General features: G+C 69.4%; 18 protein-coding genes. 8 read left to right on the top strand and 10 right to left on the bottom strand.

The genetic code is table 11. The features are described 5' to 3' along the window. Window positions 1–18: 18 nt before the first annotated feature. Both ABT009_RS00250 and ABT009_RS00245 read right to left on the bottom strand, forming a co-directional pair. A complete protein-coding gene (locus ABT009_RS00250; RefSeq protein ID WP_351287640.1) occupies window positions 19–1053 on the bottom strand; it encodes a Gfo/Idh/MocA family oxidoreductase in 1035 nt (344 codons plus the stop codon). Next, entirely contained in the window at window positions 1050–2147 is a 1098-nt protein-coding gene (locus ABT009_RS00245) for a DegT/DnrJ/EryC1/StrS family aminotransferase (RefSeq protein ID WP_351287638.1), read from the bottom strand. The genes ABT009_RS00250 and ABT009_RS00245 overlap by 4 nt, the downstream gene beginning before the upstream one ends. Before the next feature lie 499 nt (window positions 2148–2646). Between ABT009_RS00245 and ABT009_RS00240 the strand changes: the two genes are divergently transcribed. The 6 genes from ABT009_RS00240 to rfbD are packed head-to-tail and all read left to right on the top strand — an operon-like array spanning window position 2647 to window position 11393. Further along, on the top strand, window positions 2647–4941 hold the full coding sequence (locus ABT009_RS00240) for a bifunctional glycosyltransferase/CDP-glycerol:glycerophosphate glycerophosphotransferase (RefSeq protein ID WP_351287636.1): 2295 nt from the start codon (window positions 2647–2649) through the stop codon (window positions 4939–4941). A gap of 50 nt (window positions 4942–4991) precedes the next feature. After that, entirely contained in the window at window positions 4992–6422 is a 1431-nt protein-coding gene (locus ABT009_RS00235; RefSeq protein ID WP_351287633.1) for an SDR family NAD(P)-dependent oxidoreductase, read from the top strand. Continuing rightward, window positions 6419–8449 carry a CDP-glycerol glycerophosphotransferase family protein gene (locus ABT009_RS00230; protein ID WP_351287630.1) on the top strand — a complete coding sequence of 677 codons (2031 nt, stop codon included), beginning with the start codon at window positions 6419–6421 and terminating at the stop codon, window positions 8447–8449. The genes ABT009_RS00235 and ABT009_RS00230 overlap by 4 nt, the downstream gene beginning before the upstream one ends. A 15-nt stretch (window positions 8450–8464) precedes the next feature. Then, the gene (locus ABT009_RS00225; RefSeq protein ID WP_351287627.1) at window positions 8465–9532 is read left to right on the top strand and encodes a glucose-1-phosphate thymidylyltransferase; all 1068 of its coding nucleotides are present in this window, start codon (window positions 8465–8467) and stop codon (window positions 9530–9532) included. After that, on the top strand, window positions 9529–10536 hold the full coding sequence (gene rfbB / locus ABT009_RS00220) for a dTDP-glucose 4,6-dehydratase (RefSeq protein ID WP_351287624.1): 1008 nt from the start codon (window positions 9529–9531) through the stop codon (window positions 10534–10536). Before ABT009_RS00225 ends, rfbB begins: the two co-directional genes overlap by 4 nt. Beyond that, window positions 10533–11393, top strand: a complete 861-nt coding sequence (gene rfbD / locus ABT009_RS00215; protein ID WP_351287622.1) for a dTDP-4-dehydrorhamnose reductase — start codon at window positions 10533–10535, stop codon at window positions 11391–11393. The genes rfbB and rfbD overlap by 4 nt, the downstream gene beginning before the upstream one ends. Before the next feature lie 116 nt (window positions 11394–11509). Here the strand turns inward: rfbD and ABT009_RS00210 are convergent, their stop codons facing one another. The 7 genes from ABT009_RS00210 to ABT009_RS00180 form a co-directional block, all read right to left on the bottom strand. Then, complete coding sequence (locus tag ABT009_RS00210; RefSeq protein WP_351287619.1) at window positions 11510–13132, bottom strand: glycosyltransferase family 2 protein; 1623 nt, start codon at window positions 13130–13132, stop codon at window positions 11510–11512. A gap of 52 nt (window positions 13133–13184) precedes the next feature. Next, the gene (locus ABT009_RS00205; RefSeq protein ID WP_351287616.1) at window positions 13185–15167 is read right to left on the bottom strand and encodes a glycosyltransferase family 2 protein; all 1983 of its coding nucleotides are present in this window, start codon (window positions 15165–15167) and stop codon (window positions 13185–13187) included. Window positions 15168–15170: 3 nt separating this feature from the next. Then, window positions 15171–15779 (bottom strand): dTDP-4-dehydrorhamnose 3,5-epimerase, encoded by a 609-nt coding sequence (rfbC, locus tag ABT009_RS00200; RefSeq protein WP_351287613.1) that lies wholly within the window; start codon window positions 15777–15779, stop codon window positions 15171–15173. Between the two features lie 101 nt (window positions 15780–15880). Further along, window positions 15881–16723: a class I SAM-dependent methyltransferase gene (locus ABT009_RS00195; RefSeq protein ID WP_351287610.1), complete on the bottom strand. Its 843-nt coding sequence runs from the start codon at window positions 16721–16723 to the stop codon at window positions 15881–15883. Window positions 16724–16786: 63 nt separating this feature from the next. Further along, complete coding sequence (locus ABT009_RS00190) at window positions 16787–17161, bottom strand: DMT family transporter (RefSeq protein ID WP_351287607.1); 375 nt, start codon at window positions 17159–17161, stop codon at window positions 16787–16789. 82 nt (window positions 17162–17243) lie between these two features. Then, entirely contained in the window at window positions 17244–18764 is a 1521-nt protein-coding gene (locus ABT009_RS00185) for a methyltransferase domain-containing protein (protein WP_351287604.1), read from the bottom strand. A 31-nt stretch (window positions 18765–18795) separates the two neighbouring features. After that, on the bottom strand, window positions 18796–19791 hold the full coding sequence (locus ABT009_RS00180; protein WP_502989781.1) for a glycosyltransferase 87 family protein: 996 nt from the start codon (window positions 19789–19791) through the stop codon (window positions 18796–18798). Between the two features lie 558 nt (window positions 19792–20349). Here ABT009_RS00180 and ABT009_RS00175 point away from each other — a divergent pair. Beyond that, entirely contained in the window at window positions 20350–21156 is an 807-nt protein-coding gene (locus ABT009_RS00175) for a class I SAM-dependent methyltransferase (RefSeq protein ID WP_351287601.1), read from the top strand. 108 nt (window positions 21157–21264) lie between these two features. Beyond that, window positions 21265–22953, top strand: coding sequence for a hypothetical protein (locus ABT009_RS00170; RefSeq protein ID WP_502989780.1), 1689 nt, complete (start codon window positions 21265–21267; stop codon window positions 22951–22953). Here the strand turns inward: ABT009_RS00170 and ABT009_RS00165 are convergent. Next, complete coding sequence (locus tag ABT009_RS00165; protein ID WP_351287599.1) at window positions 22902–23312, bottom strand: organic hydroperoxide resistance protein; 411 nt, start codon at window positions 23310–23312, stop codon at window positions 22902–22904. The two genes, ABT009_RS00170 and ABT009_RS00165, sit on opposite strands and share 52 nt — an antisense overlap. Window positions 23313–23341: the final 29 nt, after the last annotated feature.

Genomic DNA, 23341 nt, shown 5'->3' with positions numbered 1-23341 from the left:
GCGTCGGGTGCGCGGCTGTCACGAGCGCTGTGTGACCACGGCCAGGGCGGGGTGCGGGCTCCGCAACGGCAGGGAGACCCGCCGTCGTGCCGAGTCGAGGACCGTTTCCGCGACCTCGACGGTCCTGAGCCCCTGGCTGAGAGTGACGATGTCCGTGGTCTTGCCGTCGACGGCATCGCGGAACCGTTCATGCTCGACGAGCAGCGGTTCGCGCTTGGGGATGGCGTACCGGACCATGTCGCCCTCGGAAACGCCGCGGAAGGCGCTCAGGGCCTCCCACTCCATGGGCACGGCGCCATTGGCGTGAAAGGTGAGGTCGGCGGTGAGGGTGTCCGCGATGAAGCAGCCGCGCTCGCCGGTGATGGCGGTGAACCGCTCCTTGAGCGGGCTCAGCCAGTTGACGAGATGGCTGACCATGGTGCCGTCGGCGAGGTCACCGACGACCGCGACCATGTCCTCGTGCGGGTGGCCGCTCTTGGAGACGGTGCGGGCCGTCACCGAGGCGTACTCGGAGCCGGTCAGCCACCCGGTGAGGTCGATGTCGTGGGTCGCCAGGTCCTTCACCACGCCCACGTCGGCGATGCGGTGCGGAAAGGGTCCCTGCCGACGGGTGACCGCCTGGAACACCTCGCCGAGTTCGCCCGCCTCCAGACGTGACCGCAGGCTCTGCAGCGCCGGGTTGAAGCGCTCGATGTGCCCGACTCCCGCGACGAGTCCGGCCTGGTCGAAGGCATCGACGAGCCGGCGGGCCGCCGCGGCGGAGTGCGCGAGCGGCTTCTCGATCAGCGCGGACACGCCGTGCGCTGCCAGGCCGAGACCGATCTCCTCGTGCAGTGCCGTGGGGCAGGCGACCACGGCGTAGTCGAGGCCGAGGGCGACCAGCTCGGGCAGGGTGGCGACGACGGGAGCGCCCCGGCTCGCGCCCGTGGGGTCTCCCGCCGGGTCCATGACGCCGACGAGTTCGATGCCGTCGAGGGAGGACAGCGCCCGGGCGTGGTGGCGTCCCATCGCCCCGAGGCCGATGAGCCCCGCCCGCAGGGTGTGCGTACTCACCGGGCACCTCCGGCGATACTCACGTCCCGGGCGATCCGCTCGAGCTCCGCCTGCCCGAGGGTGGGGTGGATCGGCAGCGAGAGCACCGCGGCGGCCGCGCGGTCGGTCTCGGGCAGGGGCGGCCGGCCCGGGTCCAGATAGGGCGTGAGCCGGTGGATCGGCGTCGGGTAGTACACCGCGCTGCCGATGCCCTTCCGCTCCAGCTCCTGCTGCACCGCTTCCCGGCGGCCGTCGGGAATGCGCACCGTGTACTGGTGGTAGACGTGCCGGGCGCCGTCCGCCACCTGCGGCACGGGCAACCCGTGGATGAGGGAGTCGAGCACCTTGGCGTTGGCCCGCCGCCGCTCGGTCCAGGCAGGAAGCTGCTTCAACTGCTCACGGCCGATGGCCGCCGCGACATCGGTCATCCGCATGTTGGCACCGACGATCTCGTTCGCGTACCGCTGCTCCATGCCCTGGTTGCGCAGCAGCCGCAGCACCCGGGCGATCTGGGGGTCGCCGGTCGTGATCATGCCGCCCTCGAGGGAGTGCATGTTCTTCGTCGGATAGAAGCTGAAGCAGCCAGCCTGCCCAAACGTTCCGACAGGCTGGCCGTGCAAGGCGGCACCGTGCGCCTGGCAGGCGTCCTCCACCACGGCGAGCCCGTGGCGCTCGGCCAGCCGCATCAGCCGGTCCATGGCCGCCGGGTGTCCGTACAGGTGCACAGGCATCAGCGCCGCGGTGCGCGGTCCGATCACTGAGGCCGCGGCGACCGGATCGAGGCAGAAGGTGTGGGGGTCGATGTCCGCGAAGACGGGCTCGGCGCCCACCAGGCGTACGGCATTGGCCGTGGCGGCGAAGGAGAAGGACGGCACCACGACCTCGTCGCCCGGTCCGATGCCGAGCGCCATCAGGCTCAGCTGGAGTGCGGACGTGCCGGAGTTGACGGCGATGCAGGCGCGGCCGTCGACCAGGTCGGAGAACTCCTCCTCGAAGGCGGCCACTTCGGGCCCCTGGACGACACGGCCGCTGCGCAGCACCCGTACGGCGGCTTCGATTTCGGCATTGCCGATCACGGGCCGGGCGGCCGGGATCGACAGGTTGGACCCGCTCATGGACAGTCTCCGTTCGGGAACGAGAGCGTCGGCCTGCCTTCAACCGCCGTTCCCTGACGGGAGTTTCCGGTGTTTGAGCGCTATCCACTCCGGTGGGTTAGGCAGAAACGATTCCCCGTTACGCACCGTAAGCACTGTTCGGGCGGCTATGACTTTTCTGACCGACTGGCCCGGCAATGAGTGCTTGAGCGACGGCCCGCGATCCGCAAGCCCGGGCGGCGGCACCGAGCCCCCCGCTCCCGGGAGCCCTGCCTCGGCACGGGGCCCGACGAACCGTCGTCCGACGGGCCGGGCGCGCCCACGAAGCTCACGGCGGCGCAGCCGGCGCGAATTCTCGGACGGCTCCAACGCGGAAGACCGGCCGGGCTACCGCCTGCGAGTGACACGGGCCGGCGCGCGTCTCCCCCTCCGATTCCCCCGTATGCCGCAATCCGGCGTAACTCACTCACTCTATCGGTCGTTTCAGCGCTATATGCCGTTTACGACCTATGGACGTACCTTGCCTCGGTTCAGTGTGATCGTCCCCGTGTATGACGTGCAGGCCTACCTGCACGCATGCCTCGAGTCCGTACTGAGCCAGTCCTTCACGGACTTCGAGCTGATCGCCGTCGACGACTGCTCACCCGACGGCAGCGGTGCCATCGTCGACGAGTTCGCGGCCCGCGACCCGCGCGTCACCGCGGTCCATCTGCCGGAGAACCTCGGCCTGGGTCCGGCCCGCAACGCCGGTCTCGAGCGCGCAACCGGCGAGTACGTGATCTTCCTGGACAGCGACGACACACTCACCCCTCACGCATTGCAGGCGATCTCGGACCGGATCAAGGACACGGACCAGCCCGATGTCCTGGTCTACGACTATGTGCGGACGTACTGGACCGGCAGGACGGCCCGCGACCGGTTCGCGGCCGTACTCGCGGAGGAAGGCCCCGCCGTCTTCCGGCTCGCGGACAGGCCGGGCCTGGTCAAGCTGCTCCATGTGGTCTGGAACAAGGCGTACCGCCGCGAGTTCCTCCAGCGCGGGGGCTTCGCCTTCGCGCCCGGCTACTACGAGGACGTCTCGTGGACCTACCCCGTCCTGCTGACCGCCGAGACGATCGCCGCACTCGACCGGATCTGCGTGCACTACCGGCAGCGCAGGCACGGAGCCATCACCCGCACCCCGAGCCCACGGCACTTCGAGATCTTCGAGCAGTACGACCGGGTCTTCGCCCACTTCGACGCACACCCCGAGCACGCGGGCCTGCGTCCTGTCGTCTTCGCACGCATGCTTGACCACTTCAGCACGGTGTTCCTGGCCCGCGGCCGGCTCCCCCGCGGCCGCCGCGCCGCGTTCCTGCGCCAGGCCCGCACCCACTGCCGCCGCCACCACACTCCCGGCGCGGCTCCTGCCAGGTGGCGCTCCAGGGTCCGGCACACACTGGTACGCCTGGGCGCGCACCGCACCTACCGCGCACTGACGGCCCTCACCGCCCTCCGGCTCCGCGCCCGCCGCCTCGCCGGAGCCCTGCGCCGCGCGCTCAGGGCCGTCGCGCTCCGGATCCACTACCGCATCCAGCTGCGCCTGCCCCTGCGCGAGAACCACGCCGTGTTCTCCGCCTACTGGAACCGCGGCTACCGCTGCAACCCCGCGGCCATCGAGGAGAAGGCCCGCGAACTGGTGCCCGGTATCCGCACCGCCTGGATCGCCCGTCCCGGGCACCACAAGTCCGTGCCTCCGGCCACGAGATGCCTCACGCCCGGCACAGCTGCGTACTGGAGCGCGCTCGCCCGCTCCAAGTACCTCGTCAACAATGTCAACTTCGACCGCAGACTGGTCAAGCGCCGGGGCCAGGTCTTTCTCCAGACCCAGCACGGCACCCCCCTCAAGCACATGGGCCTCGACCTGATGGACCGGCCCGCCGCCGCACGGGGCATGGACTTCGCACAGCTCATGGCCAACGCCGACAAGTGGGATTACCTGCTCTCCTCCAACCCTCATTCGACGTTCGTTTGGAGAAACGTTTTTCCAGCCCGCTACACCACGCTCGAGTACGGCTACGCCCGCAACGACATCTACCAGCACACCACCGCCCAGGACGTCGCCCGACTCCGCCGGACCCTCGGCATCCCCAGCGACTCCGTCGCCATCCTCTACGCCCCCACCCACCGCGACTACCGCCGCACCCAACGCCGCTCGCTCGACCTGGAGCGGGTACTGCGCGCCCTCGGCCCCGGCTTCACGGTGCTGACCCGCGCCCACTACTTCTACGACACATCTGTCGCAGGTGAAGAAACGTCACACCTTGTCGACGTCAGTGCAGAAACGTCACAGCTGATCGACGTCTCGGACCACCCGCGCCTCGAATCCCTGTGTCTGGCGAGCGATGTGCTGGTCACCGACTACTCGTCGCTGATGTTCGACTACGCCAACCTGGACCGCCCCATCGTCGTCTACGCCGACGACTGGCAGGCCTACGAAGCAGCCCGCGGGACCTACTTCGACCTCCGAGCCTTCCCGCCCGGCCCCATCGCGCAGACCGAGGACGAACTCATCGACGTCTTCGCCACCGGCACCTGGCGCAGCCCCCGCTCCACCCAGCACCGCGCCGCCTTCCGCCGGCGCTTCTGCCCCTACGACGACGGGCACGCCGCCGAGCGCGTCGTACGACACGTCTTCCTCGGCGAGACCGACGGCCTCCCGCCCTTCGTGCCCCTCCAGGACCGCCGGCCCGCCCCCGCCGCCGGGACCTCCGTCTCCGAACTGCCCACCGAATCCCAGGCCGCCACCCGTCGCTCGCCGCTCCTCGAGCCGTGAGCCGTCGGTCCGAGCCGGCCGCTCAGCACGGAAGGATCACGTACCTCCCCATGGCACCGATGCGTACCACTGCCGTCGTCCTCGCCGGAGGCACCGGCCAGCGCGTGGGCCTCGCCCTCCCCAAACAGTTCGTCAAGATCGCGGGGAGGAGCGTCCTGGAGCACACTCTCGGCATCTTCGAGGAGGCGTCGGGCGTGGACGACGTCCTGCTGATGATGGCGCCCGGATATGTGACACGGGCCGAGGAGATCGTCGTGAAGAAACGCCTCACCAAGGTCGTGTGCGTGCTGGAGGGCGGGGCCACGCGCAACGACACCACCGAGCGCGCCATCGCCTTCCTGACGGCCCGCCTTCCCGAAGGGGCGGACCAGAAGGTCCTCTTCCATGACGCCGTGCGCCCTCTGCTCTCGCAGCGCATCGTCGCCGACTGCATCGCCGCCCTCGACACCCACGACGCCGTCGACGTGGCCATCCCCACCGCGGACACGATCATCGTCACACGCACGCACGGCGCGGACGGCGAGTACATCACCGATATCCCGGACCGCAGCCGGCTGCGCCGCGGCCAGACGCCGCAGGCCTTCCGTCTGTCGACGATCCGCAGGGCCTACCGGATCGCGGCCGCGGACCCGTCCTTCCGTGCGACCGACGACTGCTCCGTCGTCCTCAACTACCTGCCGGACGTGCCGATCCACGTGGTCCGGGGCGACGCGCACAACATGAAGGTGACCGAGCCGGTCGACATCCACATCGCCGACAAGCTCTTCCAGCTCTCCTCGCACACCGTGCCGCCGCAGAGCGGAGAGGATGCCTACCGCCGGCTGCTCGCGGGCAAGGCGCTGGTCGTCTTCGGAGGCTCGTACGGCATCGGCGCCGACATCGCGGCCCTGGCGGAGGGTTACGGCGCCACGGTCTTCGCGCACGGGCGCAGTACCACCGGTGTGCACGTCGAGAACGCCGAACAGGTCGAGAAGGCGCTCGCCGAGGCGTATGCGGTGGCCGGCCGGATCGACTACGTCGTCAACACCGCCGCCGTCCTGCGCACCGGCCGCCTCAACGAGTGCTCCGACGCGAGCATTCGCGAGGCCCTCGAGGTCAACTACCTGGCGCCTGTGCAGATCGCCAAGGCGGCACACAGGTACCTCGCCGCCAGCCGCGGCCACCTGCTGCTGTACACCTCCAGCAGCTATACGCGCGGGCGCTCCGAGTACAGCCTGTACTCGTCCTCGAAGGCGGCCATGGTCAACCTCACGCAGGCGCTGGCCGACGAGTGGGCGGCCGACGGCGTCCGCGTCAACTGCGTGAACCCGGAGCGGACCCGCACACCGATGCGGGTACGGGCCTTCGGCGAGGAGCCCGCCGACTCGCTGCTGACGTCGGATGCGGTCGCGCGGACGTCGATCGACGTGCTGTTGTCGAGCCGTACCGGCCAGGTCGTCGACGTCCGCCTCGAGTCGCCCGCGGGGAGCGCTGCCCGGTGATCGCGAAACTCCTCTCGGACCGCCCCGTCTCCTCGGTCGCCTTCCTGCTCGCCTATCCGGCGCTGGCCGTGGCGGCCGCGCTGGGCGACCCCTGGCTCTTCGGATGCGCCGCGGCCGTGAGTTACGCCGCCGACTGGCGCCTCAATGCGGCCGGCACCTGGCTCTTCACGGCGGTGCGCACGGCCCGCCTCGGCCTGACCCTGCGCTTCACCGTCCGCCAACTGCTCCTCGTGGCGCTACTCGCGCGCGTGGACGCCCCCGTCCTGCTCGCGGCCACCACCCTCGTCCTCTTCTACGTCTTCCAGGCGCCGCAGAGCCTGCTCCTGACGCTCATCAGGCGGGCCCGCAAGCTCCCCGTGGTGACCCGGAACATCGACATGGGGCAGCTGCGCATCCCGGACACCCCGTCGCCGCTGCTCACGCTCCGGGCGTTCGAGAAGGTCATGCATGCCGACGTGCCCGCTGTCGGGGGGCTCCTCGTGTGGGTCGCGACGGGCAGCAGGGCGGCGGCGACGGTGGGGTGTGCCGCCACGGTCACCCTGGTCATCGCCTATGCCGCGGCTCTGCTGCCGGCCTTTCTGGAGGCCCGGACCACGCCGGCCGGCAAACGGGTCCTCGCACACGCGGACCGCTGGCTGAAGGAGTACCGGCCCACGGTGGTCATGTACTTCTCCGGCATGAAGTCCTCCGCCTACCAGGTCGACATGTGGCTGAAGACGCTGGAGGCGCTGGACGCCCGCGCGATGGTGGTCCTGCGCGAGCGCCACATCCTCGCCGACCTGGCCCCCACCACGCTGCCGGTGATGTGCCTGCCCAACGCGAACGACGTGATGAGCCTCGACTTCGGCTCCGCGCGCGTGGTGTTCTACGCGGCCAATGTCGGGCCGAACATCCACATGCTCCGCATCCCGACCGCCAAGCACGTCTTCCTCGGCCACGGCGACAGCGACAAGCAGGCGTCGGTCAACCCGTACGCCAAGGTCTACGACGAGGTGTGGACGGCGGGCCGGGCCGGGCGCGACCGCTGGGCGGCGGCGGCCGTGGGCGTACGGGACGACGAGATCGTCGAGGTCGGCAGGCCGCAGCTGGCCCCGGTCCAGCGGGCCGAGGAGGGACCGCGCCCCTCGCTGCTGACGGTTCTGTACGCGCCGACCTGGGAGAGCTGGGAGCCGGAGCCGGGCGTCACCTCGATCACCGATTCGGGCGAGCTGATCATCAAGGCGCTGCTCTCCGCCCCCGTGGATGTGCGCGTCCTGTACAAGCCGCACCCCTACACCGGCGTGCGGGACCCGAAGGCCCAGCGGGCCCACGAGCGCATCATGGCCCTGCTGCAGGAGGCCAACTCCACCCGTCTTCCCGCCCCCGCGGAGCCCCTGCTCATCGCCGAGCGCACTCGCGTCGAGGCGCAGTGGCGCTCGGCCCAGGCACCGGGCCGGGCGCGGGCGGACGAGGCCGAGCGCGCGCGTGACTCCCTGCTGACCCCGGAGGAAGCCGGCGTCCTGGAAAGACTCGCGGATCGCCGGGACGCGCTGTTCTGGGCCGCTCACGCCCCGGGCCGGCACGTCGTGATCGACGCGGAAGGACCGCATCTGTATTCCTGCTTCAACCAGTGCGACCTCCTTGTCTCCGACATCTCCAGCGTCGTGTCCGATTTCGTGGCGAGCGGTAAGCCGTACGCCATCGTGGACGGCGCCGGGCTGGGCGAGGAGGAATTCTGCCGCCGTTATACGGCCGCCCGGGGCGCGTTCGTTCTCACTCCGGATGCGGCGGGCATGCATGACGTGCTGCTGATCGCGGCCGGAAAGGAGCCCGATGCCATGCGGGAAACCCGTGCGGAGCTGAAGAACTATCTGCTCGGCCCCGACGAGCCGGATTCGATGACGCGTTTCAACAGGGCGGTACAGCGTCTCGCCCGCGCCGCGGAATCCGTTCATGCGCAGGCGATTGCGGTCGTTCCGCAACAACCGCCCGTCGAGGAATCGGAGCGAGCCACGTCCAGCACAACTCAGAAATCAGGGAGTCGTTGAATGGCCATGCGCCCCATGAAAGCACTTGTCCTGGCCGGAGGTTCGGGCACCCGGCTTCGTCCGATCACCCACACCTCCGCCAAACAGCTGGTGCCGGTCGCGAACAAGCCCGTGCTCTTCTATGGGCTCGAATCCCTCGCCGAAGCCGGTATCCGCGATGTCGGCATCGTCGTCGGTGAGACGTCCGGCGAGATTCGCGAGGCGGTCGGTGACGGCTCGCGGTTCGGCATCCGGGTGACCTACATCCACCAGGTACGTCCGCTCGGCCTGGCCCACGCCGTGCTGATCGCCCGGGACTTCCTCGGCGACGACGACTTCGTCATGTATCTCGGCGACAACTTCATCGTGGGCGGGATCACGGATATCGTCGACGAGTTCCGCGAAGAGCGGCCCGACGCCCAGATCATGCTGACGCCCGTCAGCAACCCGTCGGCCTTCGGTGTCGCCGAGCTCGATCTCTCCGGCAATGTCGTCGCCCTGGAGGAGAAGCCCCTCCAGCCCAAGAGCGACCTGGCACTCGTCGGCGTGTACCTTTTCACGCCGCTGGTCCACGAGGCCGTACGCTCCATCCAGCCGTCGGCCCGTGACGAGCTGGAGATCACCCATGCCATTCAGTGGCTCATCGAGAACGGGAAAAACGTCCGCTCGACCACCATCACGGGTTACTGGAAAGACACCGGCAATGTCACCGACATGCTCGAGGTGAACCGCTCGGTACTGGAAGTCCTCCAGCCGGAACAGGCCGGGGACGTCGACTCCGCAAGTGAAATCATCGGCCGGGTGCGTATCGAGAAGGGGGCCCAGGTGCGGCGCTCCCGTATTGTCGGTCCCGCGGTCATCGGCGCGGGCGCCACCGTCACGGACTCGTACGTCGGCCCTTTCACCTCCATCGCCGCCGAATGCTCCGTCGACGACAGCGAGATCGAGTACTCGATCGTCCTCACCGGAGCCTCCGTGCGCGGTGTCCGCCGCATCGAGGCCTCGCTCATCGGCCGTCAGGTCGACGTGACCCCCTCCCCGCGCGTGCCCGCCGCCCACCGACTCGTACTCGGCGACCACAGCAAGGTTCAGATCTGCTCATGACGACCTCGACGACCACGAAGATCCTGGTGACAGGCGGTGCCGGCTTCATCGGCTCGCACTACGTCCGGGCGCTTCTCGGCCCCGGCGGCCCCGCAGACGTGACGATCACGGTCCTGGACGCCCTCACCTACGCGGGGAACCCGGCCAATCTCGACCCGGTCCGCGGCCACCCCGGCTTCGCCTTCGTGCACGGCGACATCTGCGACACCGACCTCGTGCACAAACTCGTGGGCGAACACGACGAGATCGTGCACTTCGCCGCCGAATCCCATGTCGACCGCTCGATCCTCAGCGGCGGCGAATTCGTCCGTACGAACGTCCTCGGCACCCAGACTCTCCTGGACGCTGCCCTGCACAACGCCCCCCGGCGCTTCGTGCACGTCTCCACGGACGAGGTGTACGGGTCCCTGGAACGCGGCTCCTGGACGGAGGAGGAGCCGCTCGCGCCCAACTCCCCGTACTCCGCCTCCAAGGCGTCCAGCGACCTGCTGGCCCTGGCCTACCACCGCACGCACGGCCTCGACGTCCGCGTCACCCGCTGCTCGAACAACTACGGGCACCACCAGTTCCCCGAGAAGGTCATCCCTCTCTTCATCACGAACCTCCTCGACGGGCGGAAGGTCCCGCTCTACGGGGACGGGCTCAACGTCCGCGACTGGCTGCACATCGACGACCACGTCCAGGGCATCGAACTCGTCCGCACCGGTGGCCGCCCCGGCGAGGTCTACAACATCGGCGGCGGCACCGAACTCTCCAACCGGGAGCTGACCGAGCACCTGCTCGCCGCGTGCGGCGCCGGCTGGGACATGGTCGAGTACGTGGAGGACCGCAAGGGCCACGACCGCCGCTACTCGGTCGACTGCACCAAGATCCGTACGGAGCTCGGGTACCGGCCTCGGAAGGCCTTCACGGAGGGCCTGGCCGAGACCGTGGCCTGGTACCGCGGCAACCGTGCCTGGTGGGAGCCCCTCAAGGCGCGCGCATATGTCGGGGCTCAGCGATGAAGTGGCTGGTCACGGGCGCCGGCGGCATGCTGGGCCGCGAGGTCGCCGAGCTGCTGGCCGCGGAGGGCGCGCTGCTGGCCGCCCGCACCCGCCGCGAGCTGGACATCACCGACCCCGCGCAGGTCCGCCTCGCGATCAAGGCCTTGGCACCGGACGTCGTCGTCAACTGCGCGGCCTGGACAGCGGTCGACGACGCCGAGTCCCTGGAGGCGGAGGCCCGTCGCGTCAACGCCGACGGCCCGCAACTGCTCGCCGAGACCTGCCGCGAGCACGGCGCACGCCTCCTCCATGTGTCGACGGACTACGTCTTCCCCGGAGACGCCACCACCCCGTACGCGGAAAACGCCCCCACGGGCCCGCGCACGGCCTACGGCCGTACCAAGCTGGCGGGCGAGGAGGCCGTGCTGAGCCTGCTGCCCGACCGCGCGGCCGTGGTCCGCACGGCCTGGCTCTACGGCGCCCACGGACCGAGCTTCGTCCGCACGATGCTCCGCCTGGAGCGCGAGCGCGACACGGTCGACGTCGTCGCCGACCAGGTCGGGCAGCCCACATGGGCGCGCGATGTCGCCGAGCGGCTCGTCTCGCTGGGCACGCGCCCCGACGCGATCGGCGTCTTCCACGGCACCAATTCAGGACAGGCCACCTGGTACGACCTCGCGCGTGAGGTCTTCCGCCTCGCCGGCGCCGACCCGTCACGCGTGCGCCCCACGGACAGCACCGCTTACGTCCGCCCCGCCCCGCGCCCGGCCTACAGCGTGCTCGGCCACGGGCGCTGGGCGGAGGCGGTACTCGAGCCGCTGCGCGACTGGCGGGCGGCTCTGACCGCCGCGTACCCCGGTGCCAGCGCCTCGGCCTGAGACCCGTCTCCTCGATCGCGGTCTGTCGGGGCCATGAGCGAGCGGGCGGCGGCCGGCAGCCGCGCCCGGTTCCAGCCCGCCTCTCGGAGGTGGGCAGGGACCGGGCGCTTCCGTTGTCACCGCCGTACGTAACGCAGCGCCTTCCCCAGCGGCCGCCGAACGGGTCCCGGAATGCGGATGCGCTGCCTCAGCGTGACCCGTCCCGGAACAGCGTTCAGCCGGTGGTAGAACTCGCCGATGTCGAGGGCGAGTTGGCGTCCGGCCGTCCAGTACGGGATGACCGCGCGGGACGGCGTACCCAGCTGCACCGCCTGCCCGGCGAGCGGCTGGCTCTTCCAGTCCCCGCGGAGCGCCGCACTGCGGCCGAGCCCCAGGACCTGGAAGAACGCGGAGACGTCGTGCACGCCCCGGTCCAGGGGGCCGCCGCCCGCCGCGGTGAGCGGATCGATCCGCATCGTCCCGGACACCACGGCCTTCTTCCGGCCGCGCCCCGCGTTCTCGAGCCGGACCTCGAAGTCCGACTCGGGATACCAGCCGATGTGCTGCCCGCGGTGAGAGAGCCGGATCTCCCCGTACGCGGCGTTCAGGAGGTCGCCGACCTCCCACTCCTGAGCACCGGGGATCCCCTCGGTCAGCACCGGATCGAGCAGCAGCCCCCCTTGGCGCTCCACGAGCGTCAGCGGTTCGCCGTCGGCATGGACGAGCTCCAGCCGCACGGGCGCGGTGAGCGCGCCGTCGTGCCAGCGGGGCCTGCCGAGCTCGGCGCGCGGCGCCACCTGCTTGGTGCGGCCGGCCAGAAGGCACAGCGCGTCGAGACGTCCCTGCTCCAGCAGGTGCGCCCTGAGCCGCGCCACGGCGGGAAGCCCGTCACGGACGGACGGGGGGAACTCCTCGAGGACGAGCTTCCGTACGGCCTCGTAGCGCTCCTCGATCTGCCGGTGGCCGCTGAGCACATACGGCTCGCTCACCTGGCGGAGGATCTCCACCCGGTACGTACGGCGGAGCATCTTGTCCTGCACCGGGCCTGGTGACGTGTGGGCCTTGACGGTCTGGACGACCTTCCGCAGGTAACCGAAGTACTCGTCGACGACGAGCCCTCTGCTGCTCGTGTTCTTGCCGTCCTCGCGGCGCATCCAGTAGTAGCAGGGGTAGTCGCCCACGACCGAGACGCACTTCGCCACGGAATAGGCGTGGGCCATGAAGAGCTGGTCCTCGAGCCGGCACCGCCCCTCGGGGAACCTGATCTCGTTCTCGAGGAGGAACGCGCGCCGGAACATCTTGTGGGGGGTCAGGCTCTCGAACAGCGCGTGGTCCTCGACGGTGCACCTGTCGACCGTGCGGGCGAAGACGTTGCTGGGCCCCGCCATGGTGCCCGCCGTCTTGCCGAGGACGATGTCGGATCCGTTCCGCTTGCCGAGCGCGTAGAGCCGTTCCAGCGCCTCGAGGCCCAGTTCGTCGTCCTGGTCGACGAACTGCACGTACTCGCCGCGGCTCATCCGCACGCCGACGTTCCTCGGCTTGCCCGGCCAGCCGGAGTTCTCCTGGTGGTGGACGCGCACATGGGCGTGGCGGGCCGCGAGCCGGTCGAGGCGTTCCGCCGAGTCGTCGGTGGAGCCGTCGTCGACGTAGACGACCTCGTAATCGTCCTGCCCGATGCTCTGCCGAAGAAGCGTTTCCGCACACTTCTCGATATAAGGGCCGGCGTTGTAGACGGGTACAACGACGCTGACTTTGAGCATGGGAAACCTCGTGCTGGATGGTGTGGTGGAACAGCCCTGCGAAATTCGGCATTCAGCGGGCGGTGAGCCGCTGGGCCTTGCGCATCGCCCGCCGGAGCAGACCGGGCCGAGGCCTCCGGGGAGGCGGTACGGGCTGCTGGGCGGCGCCTTCGTGGGGGCGGCGCAGGGAGAGCGCGCCTCCGGGGTCGACGGTCAGGACGAGCGGGAGCCTGGTGCGGCGCCCCGGCTCGTCACACAGGCTCAGCTCCAGGCGCCAGTTCCCGTCCGTGAGTTGCGGGTCCGAGAGCCCGGCGCGCACGACCGACCCGGAGCGTCCTTCGGCGGCGGTCACCACCGCGCGGGTGCTCACCGTGCGCTCTGCGCCCGTGTTCTCGGACAGGTGGAGCAGTGCCTCGATCTCATCGGTGACCTGCACCGGCAGTTGCGCCACCAGATCCGCGCCGTCCAAGCGCACCTCCCGGACGCCGAGGTCCGCGAGGTCGTACCCGAATCGCGAGGTCACCTGGCCGACGTCCAGCGACAGATTGCCGTGGGGCTCGGTCCAGTACGGCAGGACGAGCCGCGCGGGCTCGCCGAGGAAGGCGGCGCGGCGGCCGGCCCTGGCGGCCTCATTGCGCACGGCGCCCAGGCGGGTCTCCTTGGTCCAGCCGCAGACGTGGGCCCGTACGAAGACGTCCCAGATGCCGCGCGCCAGGGGCGCGCCGCCTGCCGCGGACTGCGGGTCGATCGTGGAGGTCGCGCGCAGCACCAGCCGGAACCGGTCCGTCTCCGGGACGTCCAGGCGCTGCCTGGTGAACTCGACGGGCTGGTAGAACTCGGCGGCCGTGGAGCGTTCCCGTACCACCAGATCGATCTTCGCCTTGCCCGTACGGGCCGACATGTCGGCGTCCTGCAGCGCCACGACGTCCCTGCCCGCCGTCTCGATCGGGATGTCGAGCAGCCCCTCCTCCCCCTTGCCGAGGAAGGTCATCGGCTGCCTGCCGACGTGCATCTCGCCGATCAAGGCGAGGCGCAGCGTGCCGCCCTCCCACTCGAGGCCGGTCAGCTCGGCATGCGGCCTGATGTCCTTCTCCCACCGGGCGAGTGCCTCGATGTCGCGGTAGCGGTCCGCCTTGATCAACGCGCCGACGACCTGCTGTGTGGGCAGCATCCCCGTCATGACGCCCGGGCCGAAGCGCTCCACGGCCACCTTGTGGATCTCGCGGAACATCTCGTGGCGGTAGTCCTCGGGCCAGGCAAGGAGCCGTCCGCCGCGCATCCGCTCGATCATCTCGTTGCGGAACCAGCGGCGGTACAGCTTGTCCCGCAGCGGTCCGGGCTCGGTGTACTTCTCGACGACGTCGAGCGCTTCCCGCAAGTTACGGAAGTAGCCCACCGGGTCGATGCGCTGGAAACCGGCGTTGGAGGCGTCCTCACGCTTGACGTGGTAGTAGCAGACGTAGTCGCTGAGGACGGCGACACTGCTTGCGGTGAGATACGCCTCGGTGACGAAGACGTGGTCCTCGAGCCGCCGCCGCCCCTCCGGGAAACGCAGCCCGCGCTCGTCCAGGAACGACCGGCGGAACATCTTGTGCGGGGTGAGGCTGTCGATCAGCGGGGCGTTCATGACGTCGGCCCGGGGCCGGTTCACGCGGAACAGCTCCAGCGGTACGGGTCGGCCCTTGCCGGCCATCTTCCCGATGACGACGTCAGCTTGGTGCTCGACCCCGTACGCGTACATCCGCTCGAGCGCCTCGTCGCCCAGCCAGTCGTCGTTGTCGACGAACATGACGAACTCGCCGTGCGCCGCCTCGATCCCCACGTTGCGCGGCTTGCCCGACCATCCGGAGTTCTCCTGGTGGATGACGCGCATGTGCGGGTGCTGGGCGGCGAGTTCGTCGAGCCGGGCCGGTGTCTCGTCCGTCGAGCCGTCGTCCACGAAGATCGCTTCGTACTCGTCGTCCGGGAGACTCTGGCGCAGCAGCGAGGCGACGCAGTCCTCGATGTAGGGGCCGGGGTTGTAGACCGGGACGACGACGCTGACCTTGACCGTCATGCCTCACCCTCCGAGCAGTGCGGGGCTGTGGCTCGCGTACAGCGCCAGGCAGTCCTCGTAGCGCGGCAGCAGCCCGTCGCACTCCGCCTGCGCGAGGGTGGGCGCCTCGGTGTCCTTGTCGGAGAGGAGGGGTTCGAACTCCTCCGGCCAGGCGATGCCGAGCTGCTCGTCGAGCGGGTGGATACCGTGCTCACGGCTCGGCGTGTACGGGGTCGAGCAGACATACACCACCGTCGCCTCGTCACTCAGCGCCATGAACGCGTGGCCGAGCCCTTCGGCGATGAACACGCTGCGGTGGTCCACGTCGTCGAGGCGCACGGCCTCCCACCGTCCGAACGTGGGTGAGCCGATGCGGATGTCGACGATCACGTCAAGGACTGCCCCGCGCACGCACTTGACGTACTTCGCCTGGCCGGGCGGGACGTCGGCGTAGTGGATGCCGCGCAGCACGCCCCTGCGCGAGACCGAGCAGTTGGCCTGGGCGAGGGCCAGGGACCGTCCTGCCCCCTCATGGAACGGGCCTTCCTTGAACCACTCGTGGAAGGCGCCGCGTTCGTCCGGGAACACCCGGGGCTCCCACGCCCACGCACCCTCGATCGTCAGTGGACGCATCCGAGCAGACCTCTCATTTGGGCATATTGATTCGTTCTTACAACTGGCGAATGGTGCGAGAAGTTGCGGGCCAGAATGGGGCGGTGGGCCGGGAAAGGAGCTCAGCCCTGGCTGTAGCGCTCCTTCAACACCCGCTTTTTGTTCGTCCCTTCGGCGTTCCTACCCTTCTCGATGATCACGAGACTGTGGTAGAAGTGCACGCCGACGACGTTGAGATCCGTATACGTCGGCTGGTAGTCGACGTCCACGAACTCCTCGTAATTGAGGCCGTCAGCCAGTCGCTTCAGCATCGACATGCTCGTGTTCGGGTCGTCCCGGTCCTCGCTGCCCAGCCATTCCGGCCAGTACGACGTCTGCGTGTCCTCGACTGCGTAGATGCCGCCGTCACGGAGCAGGGGAAAGAGCGTCTCGAACGTCGTGAGTACGTGCGGGCTGCGGTGGCTGCCGTCGTCGATGATGACATCGAGCGTGCCGATCTTGTCGGCGACGGCGATCAGCGAATCAGGGTCGGACTGGTCCCCGATGAACGTCGTGATCCGATCCTCGTCGACAAACGACTTGTCCTGGATATCCATCCCGAAGATCTGCGCATCAGGGAAGAAATGCTTCCACATGCGCAGAGAGGCTCCGCCCTGGCCGGCCCGGCTGTAGCCGCCGACACCGATCTCGAGAAGGTTCATCGCGTCGTTCTTCAGGTGCTGTAAATGCCGCTGGTAGTGCTGGGCGTATCGATGGTCGCCCCACTTGTCCGTCTTGAAGTGCTGTGCAAGCTTGCACAGGTCGTCGGAGATGGCGGCGAGACCGGATTGCGCACCGGCTGGCGCGGCGGTCGGGACATCACTCGCAGCACCGGACAACCTCCGCCTGAAGCGGCGCAGCGCCTGCCAGTTCCTCTCGCCAATGACTGGCCTGATTGTCTTCGTCACGGCCGACTGCATCGACATCGTGCGGTTCTCCTTCTGCGCAGAGCGCTCACATAGGTGGGCCGTATCTGGAATGTGACGCCGTCAGCTCTGCTGGCCCGCCATGACCGCCATGAGCCCGAGCACGACCATGACGGACCCCGCCCAGGTCCACAGCGACGTCCGCTCGTGCAGCACCGTCGCGCTCACCAGCACGATCAGCAGGTACCCCAGGGCGTTGAACGGGTAGGCGATGGAGAGCGGAACCCGAGCCAGGGTCGACATCCAGGCCACCGCCGACACGGCGAAGACGGTCAGGCCGAGCACCACCCACGGGCTGGTCGCGGCGTGCACGGCGATGGATCCGCCCCGGCGCTCGGCGCCGGCCGCCGCCGCCCGCATGCCGTGCTTGAGCAGGATCTGCCCGCCCGCTGACGAGAAGACGGCGAAGAGCAGCAGCGCAAGACTCGGGAGGGTCAAGGGCTTTCTCCTGACGGGTCGGTCGCTCCGGAGCCCGGACCGGGACTCCGCCTCGGGGGCGGGACGGATCTCGGACGAAGCGTCAGACGCCTGCCTGGGCCTTGTCGGCAGGGGTGAACTGACGGTTGAGGAGGTCTTGGACATCGATGTGCTCCCCCGCGATGATCGTCTGGGCCGCATGCGGGGTGAGCGATGCGACGTACTGGTAGCCGAAGACGGTCGGCCGGACGCGGGTCAGGAGCCTGGACGCCGCGCCGAGCGTCCGCGAGACGGGCCCTCCGCCGAGAACGGACCAGAAGGGTGCGCCCGTCGCGGTGACTTCGAGGACGTCGTATCCCGCCGCCCTGACCGTCCGGCGCAGGCTGCCGCGGGTGAAGAAGCGCAGATGCGTTTCATCAAGGATGCCGCGGCGGTCGTAGTCGAAGACTCCGAGCGCGACGCGCAGCCGGGAGTACCAGTGGCCGAAGTTCGGCACGGACACCAGCACCTGTCCGCCGGGGCGCAGCACTTCCCTCATCTGGGAGAGCAGCTGCTCGGGCCGGGAGAGGTGCTCGATGACGTCGCCGGCGACGACGTAGTCGTACCCCTCGCCGACCTCCTCGGGCAGTCCCTCTTCCAGATCGGCCAGGACGAATCGCGAGCACCGTTCGCGTACGCCCGGGACCTCGATGTAGTCGACGCCCGTCACCTTGTGCCCGAGCGCTTCGAGGCGCTGCGCGAACAGCCCGCCGGAGCAGCCCAGGTCGAGGACGCGGCCCGGTGGCAGCTTGCGCATCCTCTCGAGGATGACCGAGTGCGAGGAGCCGTCGCCCTCCTTGAAGGCGTACTCGGCGGGCTTCGGAATCCACGGGCAGGTGCCGAAACCTTTCAGCGCGAGCCGGTACTCGAGGACGTCCTTCATGACGTCCTTGGCGTAGCGCATCCCGTTGACGTAACAGATCTCGTCGCCGTAGTAGGTGGGGATGGGGATCTCCTTGATCCGCATTCCCGCATTGAGCAGCTGGACGATGATCTGGGTGTCGAAGTCGAAGTCGTCGGTGTTCCGGTCCACGGGCAGCCTGCGCAGCGCGTCGACGCTGTAGGCGCGGTAACCGGAGTGGAATTCCGTGAGGTCCGACCCGAGCAGCCGGTTCTCGCAGCGGGTGAGGATGCGGTTGCCGAGCCACTTGTACATCGGCATACCGCCCTTGAGGGCCTCTTTGGAGTTCATCATCCGCGACCCGAACACGGCCTCGCACTCGCCGCGTTCAATGGGCGCGACCATCTCCGGCAGCAGTTCGGGGGCGTACTGGCCGTCGCCGTGCAGCAGCACCACGATGTCCAGGCCCCGTTCCATGGCCAGCGCATAACCGGCCTTCTGGTTTCCGCCGTACCCGAGGTTCTTGGTGTGCCGCATGACGACACTCCTGGGTCTGCCCTCGAGCTGCGACCAGCGGCAACCGGCGGTGAAGGTCTGGTCTTGGCTGGCGTCGTCGAGAATGAGGATTTCGGCGATGCGTGACCTGAAGTCGGCGGGGATGCGGTCGAGGGTTTTCTCCAGGGTCGACTCGGCGTTGTACGCGACGACCAGGATTCCGATCCTGGGAGTCGGGTTTTCCGTCACTGGTGATTCACCATCTTCGCTCGGACTGCGTTCACTTGGCGGAGTATTCAGCGATCTCGGAGGCTCTCTCGGAACGGGGCGCACCCACCTTCTTGAGTGCCTGGAGGTGGTTTGCAGCCGTGGGGCGCGGGCGGATGAGGAGCTTGTGGATGCCGCTGGCGATGCCCGCCGCGAGGACGAGCCAGCCGAACGCGGCGACCAGCAGGGCCGCCTCGCTCCACCTCGTGGCGAACCGTCCTGTGTACACGAGGTAGGCGACGACCCCGAGGACCGCGTTGTACGCCGCTCCTTCCCACAGGCCGACCGCGCACAGGCCTGCTGCGGGCCAGGCCAGGTACTGGATGGCGGAACCGGTCGAGAGCAGCAGCAGGAGCGCCAAGGTCAACCCCACGACCACGGGAGCCTCGGCCGGCCGCCACCAGGCGAGCCAGACCCCTACCGCCACGCAGAGCAGCACGAGGAGCAGGTGTCCCGAGCCCCGGGCGAAGGCGATGGCTCCCGGCATGTCGAGCCAGTCGGCGAACCTGACGAGGCCCCAGAGGTGCCAGCGGCCGCCGCTGTAGTCGATGACGTGCTCCTTGAGCGCCTCAGGAACCGTCAGCACGGAAGGCCCCCAGACAAGGGCCATAAGCCCGGTGAGCCCCGCGCAGAAACGCACGAACACCGGCCGTCCGGCGCGCGCCGCCACGACGAGGAGCACCGGGATGGTCACGACCGGAACGAATTTGATGCTCACTGCGACCGCTGCAGCGATGCCCGCCGCCAGGGGCCGCTTGCGGTCCGCCAGCAGATGGGCCGCGGCGAGCGCGAACATCACCGCTACCGGGTCGTTGTTGCCGTGATGGCCGGAAATAGCGATCAGGAGCGGGCTCAGCGCCACGACGCAGGCACAGGCCGTCGCGGTGCGCACCCGGGCACGTCGCCGGATGATTTCGAAGACGAGCACGGCGGCGACCGCATCGGCCAGGGTCGCCGGCAGGCGAATGAGTACGGAGAAAGGGATGCCCAGCCCTTCGAGCTTGTCCATGCCGAGCAACATCCATCCGGTCAGCGGCGGATGGTTGTACAGCGGGAGTCCGGGCAGCGGCTGCGCATAGATGCGAACGGGGCCGAATTCACCAACAGCCTTTGCGAATCCGTGGAAGATTCGGACGTCCGCCGTCCCCGGCGTTGTAAGAAGCAAGAACAGCCTGAGGAGCAGGCCCGTCACCGCCGCCCCGGCGACGACCAATCGCGCCCTCCGCAGCTCGAGAAAATCCGGTGCCCCTCGCAAACTCATGCCCATGGACGAGGAACGTAGCACCGTACGTGGCGATGGATACGACCCTGCGCTGCACTGATGAACATACTTAAGCGATACGTTTCTTCAGTCTCCAGCGGATTCCTCGTGCCCCGGTAGGCAAATCACTTTCCGTATTCACCCGGAAGGCCCATAGGCCCCGTAATCCCGAGGCCTCGTCCTCGTTTCACTGCCCGAGTCCCCGGTTTCCTGTGTCTGTTCGCTTCACCCGATCGAGCGCCGGACTGGCGGGGAGCCATCCATGGGCCAGCCGTCCGGCCGCAGCAGCGAAGCGAGTTGACCACCATGACGACCCAGACCGCACCAGGAACAGCGCGCAGTCTCAACGAGGTGCCGGGCTGGTTCCGCGCCATCGACCAGGACCTGTTCCGCGTCCTGCTGGAGGCCACCGCGACCGAGGCGGGCGACCTCGTGGAAATGGGGTGCTACCTCGGCAAGAGCGCCATCCTGCTGGGAGAGCATCTGCGCCCAGGAGAAACGTTCACGGTGTGCGACCTGTTCGGCGTCGAGTCGCACGGGCTGTACAGCCGCCGGGACACCCTGGCCTTCTACCGGCAGACCCTGACGCGTGAGGCCTTCGAGGCCAACTACCTTGCGTTCCACGAGAACCTGCCGGTCATCGTGCACGGCAGGACCACCGCGCTCGCATCACGGATCGCGTCGGGCAGCTGCCGCTTCGTGCACATCGACGCCTCACGCACGTACGAGGACGTGAGCGGCGACATCGACATCGCCCGGAGTGTCCTGAGCAAGGACGGTGTCGTCGCGATCGACGACTACCGCACCGAGCACGTGCCGGGGGTGGCCGCCGCTGCCTGGGAGGCGGTGTTCACCAAGGGCCTGAGGCCGGTGTGCCTGTCGGCGGCCAAGCTGTACGCGACATGGGGAGACCCCGAGCCGTTCCAGCGGGCGGTGCGCAGTTGGGCCGCGGACCGGGTGGACCGCGTGGCGGCGGACGAGAAGATCGACGGCGATCCGGTGATCCGCGTGATGAGCGCGCTCCCCGGCCCGCGTGGCGCGCGCCGCCTCGCGCTCGAGCTGCTGCCGCCGGTGGTCGCCCGGGCACTGGTCAGACCCAAGACGGGGCGCTGAGGCGGTGTGCGGCGTCGCAAGTCCTTGGCGGTCCGCGGTCCGGCCGTCGATGCGGCGATGACCGGTGACGCGTCGACGTATGTGCGTACGGCGGCAGTTGCGGAAGCTGTGAGCACCGCACCTGCCGAACGGCGGGCCGCTCGCGGCGCCACCGCTCCGCGCAGCAGCGGTCACATGCGGCGGTCGAGCCCGTACCTCGTCGCCGGCGGGCTGTTCTGGCTCGTCATGTCGCTGGCCTACTGGCGCGTCCCCATGTGCTGCGACTTCGGGCAGCACGCGGCCGTCGTGGAACGGCTCAGGGCGAATCTGCTGCATCCCGCGCACCCCATGGCGGACCTGCCGGGTGCGGGGAGCCCCTACTACTCCCCGTACGCCGTCCTGCAAGCGGTGTTCGCGCGGGCGACCGGCCTCGCAGGCCGGGATGTCGTGAAGCTGGCGGGTCCGGTGAACCTGCTGGTCCTGCTCGGCGGCATCGGCCGGTTCGTCCGCGTTCTGACGCCCCGCCCGTGGGCGCCGGTTGTGGCACTGGGCGCGATGGTTCTGCTGTGGGGCACGCACCAGGCTTGGTGGAGCGGCTACCTCGGCCTGCTGTCGATGACGGGCAACCTCGCGTACCCGTCCACGTTCGCCATCGGGCTCGCCTTCTTCGCCTGGGCATGGGCGGGTTCACTCGCGGCGCGGCCCACTGCCGGTTCTCTCTGGCGGTACGCGGGACTGGGCGCCCTGTGCGGGCTGATCCTGCTGATCCACCCGATCACGTCGGTCGGGGCGGTGATAGGGGTGGTGGCGTTCGCGTCGCCTTGCCGGGGGCGCGGCGGTAGGCGGATGGCGTGGGGTGTCACGGCGGCGACAGCGGCCGCGGTCGCGGTGATCTGGCCCTACTTCGGCGTCTTCTCGCTGATCGGGGACCACAGCGTGGACGCGATCCACCATCGCCTGTACACGCGGATGCCGGAGAAGTTCTGGCTGGCCGGCATCGGCCTGCCGGCCCTCTGGCTGCGGTGGCGCCGGAACCACCGTGATCCGCTGGTCCTGATGTTCGCCCTCGAATGCGCAGTCGTCGCGTACGGCTGGGTCAGCGGCCACTACACGTACGGCCGCATCCTCGGACTGACGCTGGTGCCGCTGCAGTTCGCGCTCGCCGTGGAGCTGGCCGCGCCGCGGCCGTGGCCACGGTGGCGGCGAGCTTTTGCCTCCGTGGCGGTCGTCGGTGCGTGCGTCGGATTTCTCTCGGCCCAGGCCGGGGCGGTCGTACCGCGCTCGCTCGACCCGGTGGGCTTCAGCCATCCGCCGTCCTGGCCCACGTACGAGTGGGCGGCGCGGCACATCGGGCCGGGAGAGGTCGTTCTGACTAACGGTTACCGGCCGGTGCGTTCGCTCCCGGCCTACGGGCCGAACCTGGTCGCCCCGGCCTGGCCCGATCCCGCCCTCGACGAACGGGAGAGAGCCAGGCGCAGGGCCGCCGTCCGCGCCTATCTGGCGCCCGCGTCGACCCGCGCGGAGCGCACCGCGATCGTGCGCCGGTACCACGTGCGGTGGCTGCTGCTCGCCGAGGGCCAGCGGGTGCCGGCGGAAGCGGTGGTGGTGGCGCGGAACGCGCGGACCGGGGAGCTCCTGGCACGGGTCGACGGGGGTGCCCACGGCCCGGTGAGGCAGCACGCAGTGGGCTGTTCGGGCGGGCCGTTGGGGTGGGTTGTTCAGGTGGGCCGTTCAGGCGGGCGGCTCAGGAGGGCTGTCTGCTCGCCTTACTCGACGACGAGCTCGACGGGGATGTTGCCGCGGGTCGCCTTGGAGTAGGGGCAGACCTCGTGGGCCTGCTTGACGAGCAGCTCGCCCGTCTCGCCGGCGAGGGCGTCGGGGAGCTCGACGCGCAGGGTGACGGCGAGCCCGAAGCTCGTTCCGTCCTTGCCGATGCCGACCTCGGCGGTCACCGACACGTCGCTCGTGTCGACCTTCGCCTGGCGGCCGACGAGGCCGAGGGCGCTGGCGAAACAGGCGGCGTAGCCCGCGGCGAAGAGCTGCTCCGGGTTGGTGCCCTGGCCGTTGCCACCGAGGGCCGGCGGCATGGCCAGCGGAAGGTCGAGCTGGCCGTCGGAGCTGACGGCACGGCCCTCTCGGCCGTTGGCGGTGGCGACGGCGGTGTACAGCGCGTCCATCAGAACCATCCCTCTGTCTGTCCGGTGTC

This window comes from Streptomyces sp. NPDC002896 (genome assembly GCF_040295225.1).
Classification (GTDB): Bacteria; Actinomycetota; Actinomycetes; order Streptomycetales; family Streptomycetaceae; genus Streptomyces.
The sequence above is the reverse complement of the archived record's forward strand: the minus strand, read 5'-3'. Positions and strand labels throughout refer to the sequence as shown.